Raw genomic sequence first — 14,512 nt, 5'->3', positions numbered from 1 at the left:
GATGGGGCCGACGGAAATCCGCTTTCTTGCATTTCGCTTACCTTTCGCTGCTTTGGCGCTGGCCTTGGTCGTCGAACTGGCCGCCTGGGGGGTGTCGGGCGTCGGGTTGCAGCGTCACCCGCTGGACCGCACTGTGGCGGCACTGTCGTCCGGAATGGTCGCGGGCGATACGGTGCTGCTGGGGGACAGCGTTACCCAGGACGTGGCCGGGATGTTCCGATTGGCCGATCCCGGCAGAGTGGCCAATCTGACCACGAACAAGGCAAGCGGCCCGCTGGGAAGCGTTTTGTTGCTGCGGCGGTATCTGGAACAAGCGCCGTCGGTGCGCCGGGTGGTCGTCGCCGCCACGCCGGAATTCTTCACCTATATGCCGGACGGGGAAACCGCTCGGGTCTATCTATCGTCAGTCTTCACGCGCGAGGATGAACGACCGGTCCTGTCTGCCGCGGGATTGCCGATGGAAAGCGACGACTGGAAGCCCGCGATCCTGGATTTCGAGGCACGGGTTTTCGATCGTCTTTCGGCACTTGTCTTGGCGCAGCCCTTGCCCGCCGGGGACCGGGAACCGGACCCTGCGCTGCCGGTCGAAGACCGGGGTGGAAACGCCGTCAAGGAAGACGCGATCAAGACCCGGATGGTGGCAGACATGCCCATCGATCCCGGCGCGTCCATCGCGATTGAAAGTTTATGCACGCTGGCCAAAGAGCGGAATATCGCCCTTGATGTCGTATGGGCGCCCGTGCCGGACAGTGTGTATCGATTTTGGCTTTCCGCCGGAACGCTGCGAGACCTGCGGGACCGTATCGCCGACCTTGGCGGCGGGGCCTGCGGGCAGGTTCGGTTCCACGACATGAATAACGCGCGCCGATACCCGGATTTCGCATTTCGGGATTCCGATCACCTGCGGCGTCCGGGATGGACCAACGTCTATGCCCTGGCGCTCAAAGACTTTCTCGCCGAATAGTCACGCTCTGAGTTTCCAATATTATTCACCTTTGTATCGCGTCGGGCAGCGCCCGCGTTCCTAAAATGCTGAAAGGCATTTGACGGGGTGATTGACGGTTCGGGGCAAAGATAACAATATGAAAATGCATTTATCGAATTGCCTAGCCTGCCGACACTTGGCGAAGAAAAACAGGGGCTGGCATCAACACGAGGGAGAGAAACATGATGGGGACGAAATCACTTCTGTCGGCGGTCGCCGGTCTGGCGTTTGCCGCTACCGCGTTCACCGCGCCGGCCCAGGCCGAAGAAGTCACCTTGAACGCGGTCAGCGGCTTCGCCGAAGGCACGATCTTTTCGCGCCATTTCGAAGAGTTCATCGACATGGTGAACGAGACCGGCAAGGGCCAGGTTCAGATTTCCTACAAAGGCGGTGGCGGTAAGGTCATCAATCCATTCGAACTGGGCGATGCCGTCCGGTCCGGGGTGGTGCAGATCGGCAACCTGCCGGGCGCGTTCTATACGAAGCTGCTGCCGGAAATCGACGCCGTCAAAATGTCCGAATACACGATCACGGAAGAACGTGAGAACGGCGCCTGGGCCTATATGAACGACCTGCACATGCAAAAGATGAACGTCTATCATCTGGCGCGGCAGACGGAATGCATTCCGTTTCATCTCTACCTCAACAAGCCGATCGACAGCCCCGACCTGACGGGTCTGAAAATCCGCGTGACGCCGATCTACCGCGCCTTCTTCACGGCGCTGGGGGCGACCGCCATTCAAACCAAGCCGGGTGACGTCTATACCGCGCTGGAACGCGGAGCGGTCGATGGCTACGGCTGGCCGAGCCAGGGGATTTTCGACCTGGGTTGGGCGGAAGTGACGAAGTATCGTGTCGACCCGTCCTTCTATCGCTCCTCCGTCGAGTTCATCATCAACCTCGATGCCTGGAACGGGTTGGACGAAGCCCAGAAGAAAGTTCTGCAGGACGCGGCCTTCGAAATCGAAAAGGGCTGCGAAGCCGAGAAGGTGAAATCCGCGGCAGAACTGAAGCGTCAGGAAGAGGCCGGTATCCAGGTCATCTCCTTCACCGGTGCGGATGCCGAAAAGTATCTGGAAACCGCGCGTGAGGCCGGCTGGGCGGAGTTCATCAAGACGAACCCCGAGAACGGCGAAAAAATCAAAGGTCTGCTGACCAAGTAAGGGTTAGGCTCTCGTCCCGGCGCAACGGCTGAATGCCGGGCGTCGGGACTTTTGTATATAAGGGCTGGTTAAGAAGAGATTTCGGGAGGGATGGGACGTGTCGAAACTGGTGTCCTGGTATGATGGATTTCTGCTCTGTCTGGGCTATTTGGGCGGCATCTGTTTGGGGCTGATTGCTGTGATGGTCAGCCTGGACGTCATCCTGCGGAATATCGGGACCGCCAGCTTCCCCTGGCTTCTCGAAAGCGTCGAATACGCGCTGTTCGCCGTCAGTTTTCTGTTGGCGCCCTGGGTCCTCAATCAGGGAAGCCATGTGCGCGTCGACGTGCTGGTCACGAAGCTGCCGGGAAAATGGGCGCATAGGCTCGATATCCTGGCCGACACTCTGGGCTTCGCGGTTTGCGCCCTGTTCACCTGGTACGGTAGCCGCGTCGCGGTCAAGGCGTTCGAACGCGGGGAACTGATCTTCAAGGAACTGATCTTCCCCGAATGGTGGCTGATGGCGATCCTGCCTGTGGCGGGTATCCTGCTGACCGTGGAATTCGCCCGGCGGCTTGCGGGCCATAGAATCGCGCCGCCGCTGACGGAGGGGCTGTAATCATGGATTGGGGTCTTTCCCTGACGCTGCTGATCGGCGGCATGGTCTTATTGATGGCGTTCGGCCTGCCGGTCGCCTTTGCCTTTCTGGGCATCAACCTGCTGGGCGCCTTCATCTTCCTGGGGGGCGAGGCGGGGCTGGAGCAGGTCGCGCGGAACACCGTCGCCGCGCTCAGCAATTTTTCTCTGGCGCCGATCCCGCTGTTCCTGCTGATGGGCGAAATTCTGTTTCATACGGGCGTCGCCTTCCGCGCTATCGATGCGATTGATCGCTTAATCACGAAAGTGCCGGGGCGTCTGTCCATCGTCGCGGTCGGGGGCGGGATCGTCTTTTCCTCCTTATCCGGGTCGACCATCGCGAATACCGCCGTTCTGGGCAGCGCCCTGCTGCCCGACATGCTGAAGCGGGGCTATCACCCGACGATCGCCATGGGACCGATCATGGCCACCGGGTCGATCGCGATGTTGATCCCACCGTCGGCATTGGCCGTGTTGCTGGGCTCCCTCGCCGGGATGTCGATTTCCCAACTGCTGATCGCCGGGATCGTGCCGGGCTTCCTGATGGGGGCGGCGTTCTTGCTCTACATCATCGTGCGCTGCCGGCTGAACCCGTCTTTGGCCCCGTCCTATGAGGTGGAGGCGATGCCGTTCTGGGATCGGGTGAAGCCGTCCCTGGTCTATGTCGTGCCGCTGTTTACGATCTTCGTCGTCGTCGTCGGCAGTATCCTGGCCGGTTGGGCGACACCGACAGAATCGGCGGCGCTGGGCTCCGTCGCCGCGTTCCTGGCCTGCTTGGCCTATGGGCGGGTCACTGTGAAGAACATGATGGTGTCGCTGCTGGAAACGGCGAAGATTTCGGTGATGGTGCTGTTCATCATCGGCGCGTCGCTGACCTTCTCGCAAATCCTTGCCTTCTCCGGCGCGGCGGATGGGCTGCTCGGCTGGATTCAAGGATTCGATCTGTCGTCCTTCGCCCTGTTGCTGGCGATGCTGGTGGTCTTGCTGTTCCTGGGGTGCTTCATGGATCAGGTCAGCATGATCCTGATCACGCTGCCTTTCTTCATACCGCTGGCGCAGGCTGCCGGGTTCGACATGATCTGGTTCGGCGTATTGATGCTGGTCGTGATGGAAATCAGCTTCACCACGCCGCCCTTCGGCATGTTGCTCTACGTCATGAAGGGGGTCGCGCCGCCCGGCATCACCATCGGCGATGTTTACCGGTCGACCTATCCCTTCATCCTGCTGGAACTGATCGTGCTGGCGCTGATTGTCCTGGTCCCGGAACTGGCGACCGGACTGCCCGACTGGATCCGACGCTGATCAGAAGCGTCCGGAACCGTCGTAGAACCAGTCTTCGGGATACGGGTACCACCATTCCTGGACCTCCGGTTTGGCGTCGATGATGACCATCTTCGTCTGTCGGAACGCGTCCAGTCCGTGGCGGCCCAGTTCCCGTCCGGTGCCGGACAGCTTCCAACCGCCGAAGGGCAGGGCGTCGTTGTCGATCAACGGGTTGTTGACCCAGACCATGCCGGATTCGTATTCCTCCGCCGCCTGCATGGCCTCGCCCATATCCGACGTGAAGACGGAGGCGCCGAGACCGAAGTCGCTGTCATTGGCGAGGCGCAGGGCCTCGTCGAAGCTGGAGACTTTGCAGATCGACGCGACGGGGCCGAAGACTTCCTCCCGCATGATGCGCATATCCGGCGTGACCCCGGTCAGGATCGTCGGTTCGTAGAACCAGCCGGTGTTGTAATCCGGCGGTACGCGCCCGCCGATGACGGCCTTCGCGCCGTTGGCGACGGCGTCGCCGACCAGATCGATAACCTTGTTGCGGGCCGCCTCGCTGACCAGGGGGCCGATTTCCGATTTTTCCAGGCCCGGTCCGACGCGCAGTTTCGATGCGGCTTCGGCGAAACGGGTGACGAAAGCGTCATGCACCTTCTCATCTACGAAGAACCGTTCGGCGGAGGTGCAAATCTGGCCGGACAGATGGAAGGCCGCCGTGACCGATCCCGGCACCGCGACGTCCAGCGGCGCGTGTTCGGAAATGATCATCGGGTCGCTGCCGCCCGCTTCGATGACGCAGGGTTTCATCTGTTCCGCGCAGGCCATGTTGACCATCTTGCCCGCCGCGACGCTGCCGGTGAAGGCGACCGCATGGGTGTTCTTGGACCGGATCAGCGCCTGGGCCGTTTCCGCCCCGCCGGTGACGCAGGACACCATGCCCGGGGCGAGGATTTTGAAATGCTCCATGAATTTCAGCGTGCAGAGCGATGTCGCTTCCGCCGGCTTCACGATACAGGCATTCCCGGCGGCCAGCGATGCCGCCAGGGTCCAGCACATCAATAGGATGGGGAAGTTGAACGGCATGATATGGACGCTGACGCCATAGGGTTCATAGCGGGAAAACTGGAACGATCCGGTTTGGGTCGTCCCGGCGATCTTGCCCGCCTCGTCCCGCGCCAATTCGGCGTAGTAGCGGAAGATGGCCCCGCAATTCGCCAATTCGCCCGTCGCTTCCGGATAGGGTTTGCCCATTTCGCGGACCATCAGAATGGCCACGTCGTGGAAGTCCGTCGTTTCGATGGAATCCGCGATCTTGTGCAGCAGCTTGGCGCGAGACTTCGCGTCCATGCGCTTCCAGGACTTTTGGGCCGCATTGGCGTCGGCGATAACCGTTTCCACCTGGGCGTCGGTGCACAGCGCGATCCGACCGACTTCCGCCAGGCTGGCAGGGTCGATCAGTGTCTTGGTCGCGGCGCCGTCCAGGATCGGGTAGGCGTTCCCGGCGAAGATGCGGGGGGCGAAAGTGTCGAAGTCGGTCATTACGGTCTCCTAGTGCCTGTCAGCCCCATTCAGCGGGCGGCGGCAACGGTGCGTCGAATGTCGGCAGATGGGTCGCGAACCAGTCCGCGACCGGCGCCAGGTCCGGCGCGGTTTCCAGGTGGCGGCGCAACAGCCGGACCACGCGGGGAATGTGGATCAGGTATTTCGGTTTGCCGTCCCGCTTCATCAGACGGGTGAAGATCCCGGCGACCTTCGCATGCCGCTGCGCGCCGAGGGCACGGTACCAGCGGTCGAAGGCGGCTTCGTCTTCCAGCATAGTGCCCATCCCCGCGATATATCGGGCGCGGCAGCGGGCAACGATATCCGCATCAATGTCCCGGCGCGCGTCTTCCAGCAGGGAAACGAGGTCATAGGCGCGGGGGCCGATCAGCGCGTCCTGAAAGTCCAGCAGACCGCAGGCGGCCGCCCCGTTGCGACCGTCCAGTCGCATCAAGTTGTCGACGTGATAATCGCGCAGGACCAGCGTATCCGGCACCGGTGGAAGGCTATCGAATACCGTCCGCCATGCGCGGGCATAGTCCTCCCGAACTTCCGGCAGGCAGGCATGCCCGGTCTGGGCAGGGTAGAGCCATTCCGGCAGCAGCAACGCTTCGCGAAGCAACACATCCATGTCGTATGGCGGGACATCCAGGGCGGCCACCCCTTCCGCGCGATGCAGGGCGATCAATGCGTCCGTTGCCAGATCGTAGAGCGGGCCGTCGGCCGTCCCCCGCGCGAAGAGATTGGTGAAGGTCCCGTCGCCGAAATCCTCCAGCAGCAGGAATCCTCGATCCGCGTCTTGGGCCAGGATGCGCGGGGCGCTGAGGCCCAAGGAAACCAAGTGCTCGTCGACGGCGATATAGGGGTGCACGTCTTCCTTGTCCGGCGGGGCGTCCATGATCAGGGTGGACGTCCCGTCGGCACGGTTCAGGCGATAGTACTGGCGGAAGGACGCATCGGCGGGCAGCGCCGTTTCCGGCGCATCGCCCCATCCGGCGGCGACGGCAAAGGCGCGCCGCGCCGCGTTCCGGTCGGTCCCGGTCATCGAATCATATAGACCTTACGGATCGTTTCATGGACGCGGCATGTCCCTTTCCAGTCTTGCGGGAAGAAGGCCGCCGTGTCCGGGACGATCTCGATCACTTCCCCGGACTCGTGGGTATAGGTGCAGCGGCCCGACAGGAAGTGACAGAATTCGTCTTTCGTCACATGGCATTCCCAATAGCCCGGCGTGCAGATCCAGATGCCGCTTTCCGGCGATCCGTCCGGGCCTTTGTACAGCAGCTTGCCGGAGGTGCGGGACTCGCCCTCGATCATCGTCGGGATCACGCCCCAATCAACGATATCTTCGACGTCCATCGGGTTGTGCAGTACGGGGGTGGGGGAAAAGTCACTCATGGATGCGCCCTTTCTAGCGGAGCATGTAAACGCTTCGAATGGTTTCGAAGACTTCGACGGTACCGGACCAGTCCTCGCGAAAATGCACGACGGTGCCGGGGGTGATCTGGATTTCCTCCCCGTCGTCCCGCCGATAGACGGCACGCCCGGACAGGAAGTGACACAACTCGTCCCGCGGCAGGGTCAGACGCCAGCTACCGGGGGTGCAGATCCACAAACCCGCCTCCGGCAGCCCGTCCTCGCCTTTCCACAGCAACCGTCCGGTATTGTGCGACCGTCCGTCGATCGGCTCCAAATGCGGTCCCCAATCGGTCAGGTTCTCCGCCCAGTGGGAGGCGTCCTGGATATGAGGGGCGGTCGAGTCGAAACGGGCGGCCATCGTTACCTTCAAATCAGCATATAGACGTTGCGTATGGTCTCATGGACCGTGCATTCGCCGGCCCAGCCTTCCCGGAAGTGCACGACGGTGCCGGGCGTGACCTCGATCACCTCGCCTTCGTCGGAGCGGTAGGTCGCCCGGCCGGAAACGAAGTGACACAGCTCATCCGCCGGCAGCTTCAGCCGCCAGCGGCCCGGCGTGCAGACCCATACCCCGGATTCGGGCCGGTTCGCGACCGGCCCTTTCCAGAGAAGACGCCCGGAATTGCGGCTTTCCCCGTCCAGGGCGTCCGGTTGAACACCCCAGTCGGCGAGGTCCTCGGACCACGCGGTTACGCCTTGGATATACGGTGCGGAAGAAGCAAGATTCGCGGTCATTCGTCACGCATCCTTTGCCAGGGCGTCGAGAAGTTTCGCCGCCTTCGCCGGACCGTTCTGACCCTGCATATGGGCGGACGTCGCGGCCAGTTTCGTCTTCATGGCCGGGTCGGTCAGCAGCGTCTGGATATTCGCCTTCAGTTGATCCGCCGTCCAATTGGCGCGGTGCATATACAGGCCGTGGCCGGTTTCCTGAACCCGCGTCGCGTTGTCGTGGCCGTCCCAGACATAGGGCATGACGATGGCCGGAACGCCGAAATAGAGGCATTCGTTGAAGCTATTATTGCCGCCATGGTGGATGACCGCGTCCATCTGCTTGATGACGGACGGTTGCGGGAACCAGCTGTCGATCTGCACATTGCCGGGCAGGGCGCCGTACTGGTCCTTGTAATCGCCGACATTGACCAGGGCGCGGACATCCATCGTGCCCAGCGTGTCGATGATGCGTTTCAGCAGGTCCGTATCGCCCGATCCAAGGCTGCCGAAGCTGACATAGAGGATCGGCTTGTCGTTGTTCTTTTCGAACGTCGGGATGTCGTAAGGTTTTTCGTCCCGGACGCAGCCTTCGAGATACTGGAACTGCTTCGGGTCCAGCGGGTTGCGGCGTTTGAACTTCGCCGGTTCCGGATACAAAAGCAGGTTCAGGAAGGGCGAGGCCTCGAAGAATTCGCCCAGCTCATACGGTTCCTCCCCGCATTCGGCCAGGAAGGCGTTGAATTTTTCATGGGCCGGTTTGACGGTTCCCTTGAACTTCGTATCGAACTTTTCGAAGCATTCCTTGTCGTTCTCGCCGCAACCGGACAGGTGCGGGGGAATATCCGGGTCCGTGATTTCGTTTTCGGAGCAGGAAATGACCCGGACCCAGGCCTTTCCGTTTTCGCGGCAATAGCGCTTGATCGCCGGGAACAGGATCACGTTGTCGACGCAGACGACGTCCGGCTTCACCTTGTCCAGAACACTAGGGAGGTCCTTTTCCGCCCAGATGGAGGTTTCGACGATCGCGTCCCAGCAATCCTTCACGTAATTGTCGATCTGCTCATACGGGGTCTTGTTGAAATTCGGGATATGCCCGTTGATGAAGTCGACCCAATATTTCGCCATTTCTTCCGGTGGCATGGGTTCGGACATGTTCACCAGATGCTCTTCGAAGCCATAGCCCGAATACACGCCGCCCATGCCGGGATCGGTCAGGAAAACCGCCTTGTGGCCCAGCTTTTCGCAGGCCTGGGCGATCCCGACGGAGTTCAGCGCCGGGCCGAAGGCGGCCTCCGGGAAGAATGCGATGGTTTTCTTGTCTGACATGATCGTGCCTCCTGTTCCCTTGTGTCTCTCGTGTTTCTACGCGGCCAGAATGCGGGTATGCGCCGGATTCCAGCTGCACCAGACCTTGCCGCCATGGTGCCAGACCGTTTCGTCGGCATCCGTTGCGGGCACGCGTACCAGGACCGGATCGTCGCATCCGTCGACGGTGACATGCAGGTTCACATCCTGACCGTGATAGGCGACTTCCGAAATGGTTCCCGGCATCGCATTCATGTCGCCAGCCGGTTGTTCGACGCTCAGCTTTATCCGTTCCGGGCGGACGGCGGCCACCGCCTCGCCGGACAGGCCGGTCGGGATGTCTCCGGTCAGCACACTCTGCCCGGCGAAGGATACGCCGGTGCCGGCCACCGTGCCGGGGAAGAAGTTCATTTTCCCGATGAACCCGGCGACGAAACGATCCGCGGGGTTTTCGTACAGGTCGCGCGGTGCGCCGATCTGGGCGACGCGTCCGTCCTTCAGCACCGCGATGCGGTCCGCCATGACCAGGGCTTCTTCCTGATCGTGTGTCACGATAACGAAGGTGATGCTGAATTCGTGCTGCATCCGCTTCAATTCCAACTGCATCTGTTCGCGCAGCTTTTTATCCAACGCGCCCAGCGGTTCGTCCAACAACAGGACACGCGGTTTCTTGACCAGGGCGCGGGCGAGGGCCACACGCTGCCGCTGGCCGCCCGACAGCCGGTCCGGTTTCCGGTTGCGCATCGCCGATAGTTCCGTCTTTTCCAGGATTTCATCGACGCGGCGGTTCAGGTCGGCTTTGTCGAGGTTTTCCATTTCCAGACCGTAGGCGATGTTTTTCGCCACGGTCATATGCGGAAACAGGGCATAGGACTGAAACATCAGATTGATCGGTCGGCGGTTGGGGCGGATCGGGGTCATGTCCTGTCCGTCCAGAAGGATGCGGCCTTCCGACGGATCGGCGAACCCCGCGATCATTCGCAACAGCGTGGTCTTGCCGCAGCCGCTGGGGCCCAGCAGGGCGAAGAACTCGTTTTCCCGCAGGTCCAGATCGATGGAATCGACGGCGGTGACGGGGCCGAAGCGTTTGCTGACCCCTTCAATGCGGATGACGGTGCGGTCTTGGTCGCTCATCCGGTCACGGACTCCTTATTGATGCGCTGTGCGGCGATGACCAGCGTGAAGCTGACCAGCATGACGATGCTTGCCATCGCGTTGATTTCGGGCGTCACGCCGAAGCGGATCATGGAATAAATCTGCATCGGCAAGGTGGTGGAGCTTTGACCCGCCCCGGCGGTGAAATAGGCGATGATGAATTCGTCCACCGACAGGGTGAAGGACAACATCGCACCGGCGATCACGCCCGGCAGGATGGCGGGCAGGATGATCCGGCGAAAGGTCGTGATTTCCGTCGCGCCCAGATCGATGGAGGCTTCGAAGACGGACCAGTCGAAACTGCGAAGGCGCGTGCGCACCACCGCGCAGACGAAGGCGATGTTGAAGACGACATGACTCAAGATGATCGAATGCAAGCCCAGCGTGACTTCCAACAGCGTGAAGAAGGACAATAAGGCGATGGCCAGCACGATGTCGGGGATGATCATCGGGGCGAACAGGATCGCCTCCAATCCTGCGCCGCGCCGCCGATATTCCATGCCGATTGCCAGCAGAGAGCCGATGAGCGTTGCCAGGATCGTGGAAATGACGGCAACGACGATCGTGTTGCGCGCCGCCGACAGGATCGCCGCGTTTTCAGCCAGCTTGCCGTACCATTCGAAGGAAAAGCCGCTCCATACCGTCGGCAGACCGGCCTTGTTGAAACTCAACACCATCAACACGCCGATCGGGACGTAGAGGAAGACATAGACCAAGCGCAGATGCGCCGCGAGCCACAGGCGTGTCGGGTCGAAGCGTTTGAATTCACGCATTGGCTTCTTCCTTCTCTGGCGCATCGCCTTGCGCACGCCGAACCAGGATCGCTTGCGTGAACAGCAAGGCCATCATGATGCCGATCAGGATGAAGCTGAGCGTCGCGCCGAACGGCCAGTCGCGGGCGGTCAGAAACTGATCGTAGATGATGTTGCCGACCATGAGCAGGTTACCGCCGCCCAAGAGGTCGGGGGTGATGAAGTTGCCGATGGACAGGACGAAGATGAAAACGGATCCGGCGGCCACGCCCGGCATGGTCAGCGGCAGCGTCACCCGCAGGAAGGTCTTCCAGGACGGCGCGCCCAGGTCTTCCGACGCTTCCAGAATTTCCGGGTTCAGACGCGAGATCGACGAATAGACCGCCAGGATCACGAAGGGCAGGTAGTTGTACACGAGGCCCGTAATGATCGCGAATTCGTTATAGAGCAGGGGCAGCGGTTCCGCGATCCAGCCCAGGTCGCGCAGCCCGGTATTGATCAGGCCCTCACGGTTCAGCAACACGATCCAGGCATAGGTGCGGATCAGATAGTTGCTCCAGAACGGCAGCATGGCGAGAACCAGCAGGGCCGTCTGGCGGTTCGGCGGGGCTTTCGAAATGGCATAGGCCGCCGGATAGGCGAGGAACAAGGCGACCAGCGTCGCCGTGCCTGCGATTTTCGCGGATTTCAGGAAAATGGACAAATACAGCGGGTCGATGGCGCGCTGAAAATTCTCGAAGGTGAAAATATAGTCGATGCCGCCGTAAACGCCGCGTTCGAAGAACGAAAAGCAAAAGACGATGGCGCAGGGGATGACCAGGAACAGTGCGAGCCATAACAGGCCCGGTCCCAGAAGCAACCAATCGCGAAGGCGGGATGCCGGCATATCTCTAACCCGTAACCGGAAGGTCCCGCCGCCCGTGAGAGACGGCGGGACGGTCCGTTATCAGTTGGACGCCAGAATTTCAGTCACGGTCTTGGAGAAGGCCTTTTGGCCCGCCCCCAGATCGCGAAGCTGTTCCTGGGACAGCAATTCGTCAGGCGTGATGCCCAGATTCGGGAACTGCGTGACCAGGGCCGGGTCCAGGGCTTCCATGGCCGCCTTGTTCGGTACCTTGTACAGGATGTTGGCCGGCACCCAGGCACCGTTTTCGGCCTTCAGGACGAAATCCAGGAACTTGAAGGCCGCGTCCTTGTTTTCCGATGCGGCGGTCACAACCATCGTGTCGACCCACAGGTCGGAGCCTTCCTTCGGGATGACGTATTTGATGGCCGCGTTTTCTCCGATGCCGTAGTTGCACCAGCCGTCCCAGGCATGAACCATGGATGCCTCGCCGGACACCAGCTTCGAATAGAAGGTCGTGTCGTCGTAGGACAGCAGGTTCTTCTTGGCGGCGATCAGCAGGTCTTTCGCCGCTTCCAGGTCGGCCTCGTCGGTCGAGTTGACCGATTTGCCCTGCGCCAGGAAGGCCGCGGCCATCAACCAGCGGTCGGTCGATAGCATGGTGATCTTGCCTTTCAGGTCTGCCTTCGGCTCCAACAGGTCCATCCAGCTGGTCGGCGCGGGGGAGACGAGGTCTTCCCGATAGCACAGGCCGGTCGTGCCCCAGGCATAGGGAACAGAAACCTTCAGGCCCGGATCGTATTCAAGTTCCATCGCCTGCGGATACAGGTTCGCCATGTTCGGGATCTTCGAATGATCCAGTTCGGCAACGAGGCCCAGATGGTTCAACGCCTCCACGAAGGGCGAGGAGACGAACAGAACGTCATAGCCCTTGCCCTTACCGGCAACGACCTTGCCCATGATTTCTTCGTTGGTCGCGTGGACCGCCATTTCGGCGACGATGCCGGTTTCGGCGGTGAATTTCTCCAGCATGTCGGCCGGCATATAGCCGTCCCAGTTGGAGATGACGATTTTCTCTTCGGCTTGGGCCGTCGTGACCGAAACCGCGATAGCAGCCGTCCCGACAAGGCAGGCCGCGGCAAAACGTTTCAGGGTGCTCATAGATGTCTCCCGTTCCCTGTTTCCGCTCCCCCACGGTCTGTGTGCCGTTTTGGCCGGAGCGCCCGATAATCCCGCCATAATCCCGTTGCGGGGTCATTCCATTTCTTACGTTGTACAATTTCAGAAAAAAATACAACATGGAATTTCCTTGAAATTAACAACCGGTCGCCTAGGTGATCCTGACCGGCGGCTGGGAAGCCGGATTGGGGAAGTTTGGGGGCATTGCCATGTTAAAGCGTTTGTATCATGCCACGGCGTTCGATCCGGATCGTCCGGTGGACAGCCATTGGCTGGCGAGCGCGCCGCCGATGCGGAACGCGGCCCTGGCGCTGGATCAAGCGGTGACCTGCGATGTTGCCGTTATCGGTGGCGGGTTCACCGGTCTGTCCGCCGCCCATCGACTGGCGAAACAATACGGCATGGATGTTCGTGTTTTCGATATGGGGGAGCCTGCCTGGGGAGCCTCCGGCCGGAACGGCGGGTTTTGCTGCCTCGGATCCGCGAAAATCGGATTCGACGAAATGCGTCGCAAATACGGCCTGACGGAAGCGCAGAAATTTGCCGATGCGCAGCGCGCGGCCATCGACCATGTGCGGAGCTTTCTGGACGATTACGGCATCGATGCAGATACGCATAGCGACGGCGAATTGCTGCTGGCACATCGCCCGAACCGCGTTGCGGAATTGAAGGAAGAGGCCGCCCAGGTCGAAAAAATCTACGGCGTGAAGGCGACTTTCTACGATCGCGACGGCTTGGCGGAAATTGGCGCCAGCGGTCCGGAATTTCATGCCGGATTGCAGACGCCGCTGGGGTTCGGTCTGCATCCGTTGAAATACGGCCGCGGCCTCGCCGATGTCGCCATCGAGTCAGGAGCGACACTGCATGGCCACAGCAAAGTCACGGATTGGCGCTGGGAAGGCGGTCGGCACGTCCTGCGTGCCAACGGATACAGGGTGGAGGCGCGGTCCGTCATTCTGGCCACCAACGGTTATAGCAGCGAAAATCTGCCCGCATGGCTGGGGGGGCGGCTGTTGCCCGCGATGTCCAGCGTTCTGGTGACCCGGCCACTGACACCGGAAGAGCGGGCGGCGCAGGGATGGACGACGGACCTGATGTCGGCGGACACGCGGAATCTTTTGCACTATTTCCGACTGATGCCCGACGGGCGTTTCCTGTTCGGCGGGCGTGGCGGCAGCGATGCGTCGCCCGACGGCATCCGCAAGACGCGGGACTGGTTGCGCCAATCCTTCGAAAAGATGTTTCCGGCCTGGCGCGATATCCCGTCCGAGCGGACATGGGCGGGGTTCGTCTGCCTTGCCTACGATCTGGTTCCCTATATCGGCCCGATCCTGTCCATGCCGCAAAGCTGGGCGGCGATGGCCTATCACGGCAACGGCGTCGCCATGGGGAGTTGGAGCGGCGCGCGGGTCGCGGATCTGGTGGCGGGGGACGACGGCGTCGCGGCTGCTCTGCCGCGACCCATGACGGATTCGCCGAAGCGTTTCCCGTTCCCGGCGCTGCGGACCGCCTATCTGAAAGCCGCCTATGTCGGCTATTCGATCAAGGACGAGTGGCTGTAGCCGGAACCGAA

At 61.3% G+C, this 14,512-nt stretch carries 15 protein-coding genes; 5 read left to right on the top strand and 10 right to left on the bottom strand.

Features of this window, described 5'->3' with window-relative positions; genetic code table 11:
• Position 1 precedes the first annotated feature (1 nt).
• The 4 genes from HH303_RS01040 to HH303_RS01025 all read left to right on the top strand — a co-directional run bounded on the left by HH303_RS01040 (position 2) and on the right by HH303_RS01025 (position 4,065).
• A complete protein-coding gene (locus tag HH303_RS01040) occupies positions 2-964 on the top strand; it encodes a hypothetical protein (protein ID WP_169623351.1) in 963 nt (320 codons plus the stop codon).
• A 203-nt stretch (positions 965-1,167) separates the two neighbouring features.
• Complete coding sequence (dctP, locus tag HH303_RS01035) at positions 1,168-2,148, top strand: TRAP transporter substrate-binding protein DctP (protein ID WP_227421452.1); 981 nt, start codon at positions 1,168-1,170, stop codon at positions 2,146-2,148.
• Positions 2,149-2,245: 97 nt separating this feature from the next.
• Positions 2,246-2,746: a TRAP transporter small permease gene (locus HH303_RS01030; protein WP_169623350.1), complete on the top strand. Its 501-nt coding sequence runs from the start codon at positions 2,246-2,248 to the stop codon at positions 2,744-2,746.
• A 2-nt stretch (positions 2,747-2,748) separates the two neighbouring features.
• Positions 2,749-4,065: a TRAP transporter large permease gene (locus HH303_RS01025; protein WP_169623349.1), complete on the top strand. Its 1,317-nt coding sequence runs from the start codon at positions 2,749-2,751 to the stop codon at positions 4,063-4,065.
• Here HH303_RS01025 and HH303_RS01020 read toward each other — a convergent pair whose 3' ends face one another.
• From HH303_RS01020 to HH303_RS00975, 10 genes are read right to left on the bottom strand one after another with little or no spacing between them, the layout of a single operon-like run.
• A complete protein-coding gene (locus tag HH303_RS01020; RefSeq protein WP_169623348.1) occupies positions 4,066-5,574 on the bottom strand; it encodes an aldehyde dehydrogenase family protein in 1,509 nt (502 codons plus the stop codon).
• Positions 5,575-5,593: 19 nt separating this feature from the next.
• Positions 5,594-6,619 (bottom strand): aminoglycoside phosphotransferase family protein, encoded by a 1,026-nt coding sequence (locus HH303_RS01015; protein WP_169623347.1) that lies wholly within the window; start codon positions 6,617-6,619, stop codon positions 5,594-5,596.
• Entirely contained in the window at positions 6,616-6,972 is a 357-nt protein-coding gene (locus tag HH303_RS01010; RefSeq protein ID WP_169623346.1) for a cupin domain-containing protein, read from the bottom strand. Before HH303_RS01010 ends, HH303_RS01015 begins: the two co-directional genes overlap by 4 nt.
• Before the next feature lie 13 nt (positions 6,973-6,985).
• Positions 6,986-7,351: a cupin domain-containing protein gene (locus HH303_RS01005; RefSeq protein ID WP_169623345.1), complete on the bottom strand. Its 366-nt coding sequence runs from the start codon at positions 7,349-7,351 to the stop codon at positions 6,986-6,988.
• An 8-nt stretch (positions 7,352-7,359) separates the two neighbouring features.
• The gene (locus HH303_RS01000) at positions 7,360-7,728 is read right to left on the bottom strand and encodes a cupin domain-containing protein (RefSeq protein WP_169623344.1); all 369 of its coding nucleotides are present in this window, start codon (positions 7,726-7,728) and stop codon (positions 7,360-7,362) included.
• Positions 7,729-7,731: 3 nt separating this feature from the next.
• On the bottom strand, positions 7,732-9,030 hold the full coding sequence (locus HH303_RS00995) for a nucleotide disphospho-sugar-binding domain-containing protein (RefSeq protein ID WP_169623343.1): 1,299 nt from the start codon (positions 9,028-9,030) through the stop codon (positions 7,732-7,734).
• A 36-nt stretch (positions 9,031-9,066) separates the two neighbouring features.
• Positions 9,067-10,143 (bottom strand): ABC transporter ATP-binding protein, encoded by a 1,077-nt coding sequence (locus HH303_RS00990; protein WP_169623342.1) that lies wholly within the window; start codon positions 10,141-10,143, stop codon positions 9,067-9,069.
• Positions 10,140-10,937: an ABC transporter permease gene (locus HH303_RS00985; protein WP_169623341.1), complete on the bottom strand. Its 798-nt coding sequence runs from the start codon at positions 10,935-10,937 to the stop codon at positions 10,140-10,142. Before HH303_RS00985 ends, HH303_RS00990 begins: the two co-directional genes overlap by 4 nt.
• Positions 10,930-11,802 carry an ABC transporter permease gene (locus HH303_RS00980; protein WP_227421451.1) on the bottom strand — a complete coding sequence of 291 codons (873 nt, stop codon included), beginning with the start codon at positions 11,800-11,802 and terminating at the stop codon, positions 10,930-10,932. Before HH303_RS00980 ends, HH303_RS00985 begins: the two co-directional genes overlap by 8 nt.
• Positions 11,803-11,862: 60 nt before the next feature.
• Positions 11,863-12,921: a polyamine ABC transporter substrate-binding protein gene (locus tag HH303_RS00975; RefSeq protein ID WP_169623340.1), complete on the bottom strand. Its 1,059-nt coding sequence runs from the start codon at positions 12,919-12,921 to the stop codon at positions 11,863-11,865.
• A 227-nt stretch (positions 12,922-13,148) separates the two neighbouring features.
• Between HH303_RS00975 and HH303_RS00970 the strand changes: the two genes are divergently transcribed.
• A complete protein-coding gene (locus HH303_RS00970; protein ID WP_169623339.1) occupies positions 13,149-14,501 on the top strand; it encodes an NAD(P)/FAD-dependent oxidoreductase in 1,353 nt (450 codons plus the stop codon).
• Positions 14,502-14,512 lie beyond the last annotated feature (11 nt).

Origin of the sequence: Pacificispira spongiicola, assembly GCF_012926505.1 — a bacterium.
Taxonomy (GTDB): domain Bacteria; phylum Pseudomonadota; class Alphaproteobacteria; order UBA8366; family Aestuariispiraceae; genus Pacificispira; species Pacificispira spongiicola.
This window is presented reverse-complemented; position numbering and strand designations above follow the sequence as displayed.

Excerpts from the sequence above, each read along its gene's own strand:
- HH303_RS00995 (WP_169623343.1), bottom strand. The coding sequence starts at position 9,030 with ATGTCAGACAAGAAAACCATCGCATTCTTCCCGGAGGCCGCCTTCGGC.
- HH303_RS00990 (WP_169623342.1), bottom strand. The coding sequence starts at position 10,143 with ATGAGCGACCAAGACCGCACCGTCATCCGCATTGAAGGGGTCAGCAAA.
- HH303_RS01010 (WP_169623346.1), bottom strand. The coding sequence starts at position 6,972 with ATGAGTGACTTTTCCCCCACCCCCGTACTGCACAACCCGATGGACGTC.
- dctP (WP_227421452.1), top strand. The coding sequence starts at position 1,168 with ATGATGGGGACGAAATCACTTCTGTCGGCGGTCGCCGGTCTGGCGTTT.
- HH303_RS00975 (WP_169623340.1), bottom strand. The coding sequence starts at position 12,921 with ATGAGCACCCTGAAACGTTTTGCCGCGGCCTGCCTTGTCGGGACGGCT.
- HH303_RS00980 (WP_227421451.1), bottom strand. The coding sequence starts at position 11,802 with ATGCCGGCATCCCGCCTTCGCGATTGGTTGCTTCTGGGACCGGGCCTG.
- HH303_RS01005 (WP_169623345.1), bottom strand. The coding sequence starts at position 7,351 with ATGGCCGCCCGTTTCGACTCGACCGCCCCTCATATCCAGGACGCCTCC.
- HH303_RS01025 (WP_169623349.1), top strand. The coding sequence starts at position 2,749 with ATGGATTGGGGTCTTTCCCTGACGCTGCTGATCGGCGGCATGGTCTTA.
- HH303_RS01015 (WP_169623347.1), bottom strand. The coding sequence starts at position 6,619 with ATGACCGGGACCGACCGGAACGCGGCGCGGCGCGCCTTTGCCGTCGCC.
- HH303_RS00985 (WP_169623341.1), bottom strand. The coding sequence starts at position 10,937 with ATGCGTGAATTCAAACGCTTCGACCCGACACGCCTGTGGCTCGCGGCG.
- HH303_RS01000 (WP_169623344.1), bottom strand. The coding sequence starts at position 7,728 with ATGACCGCGAATCTTGCTTCTTCCGCACCGTATATCCAAGGCGTAACC.
- HH303_RS01020 (WP_169623348.1), bottom strand. The coding sequence starts at position 5,574 with ATGACCGACTTCGACACTTTCGCCCCCCGCATCTTCGCCGGGAACGCC.
- HH303_RS00970 (WP_169623339.1), top strand. The coding sequence starts at position 13,149 with ATGTTAAAGCGTTTGTATCATGCCACGGCGTTCGATCCGGATCGTCCG.
- HH303_RS01040 (WP_169623351.1), top strand. The coding sequence starts at position 2 with ATGGGGCCGACGGAAATCCGCTTTCTTGCATTTCGCTTACCTTTCGCT.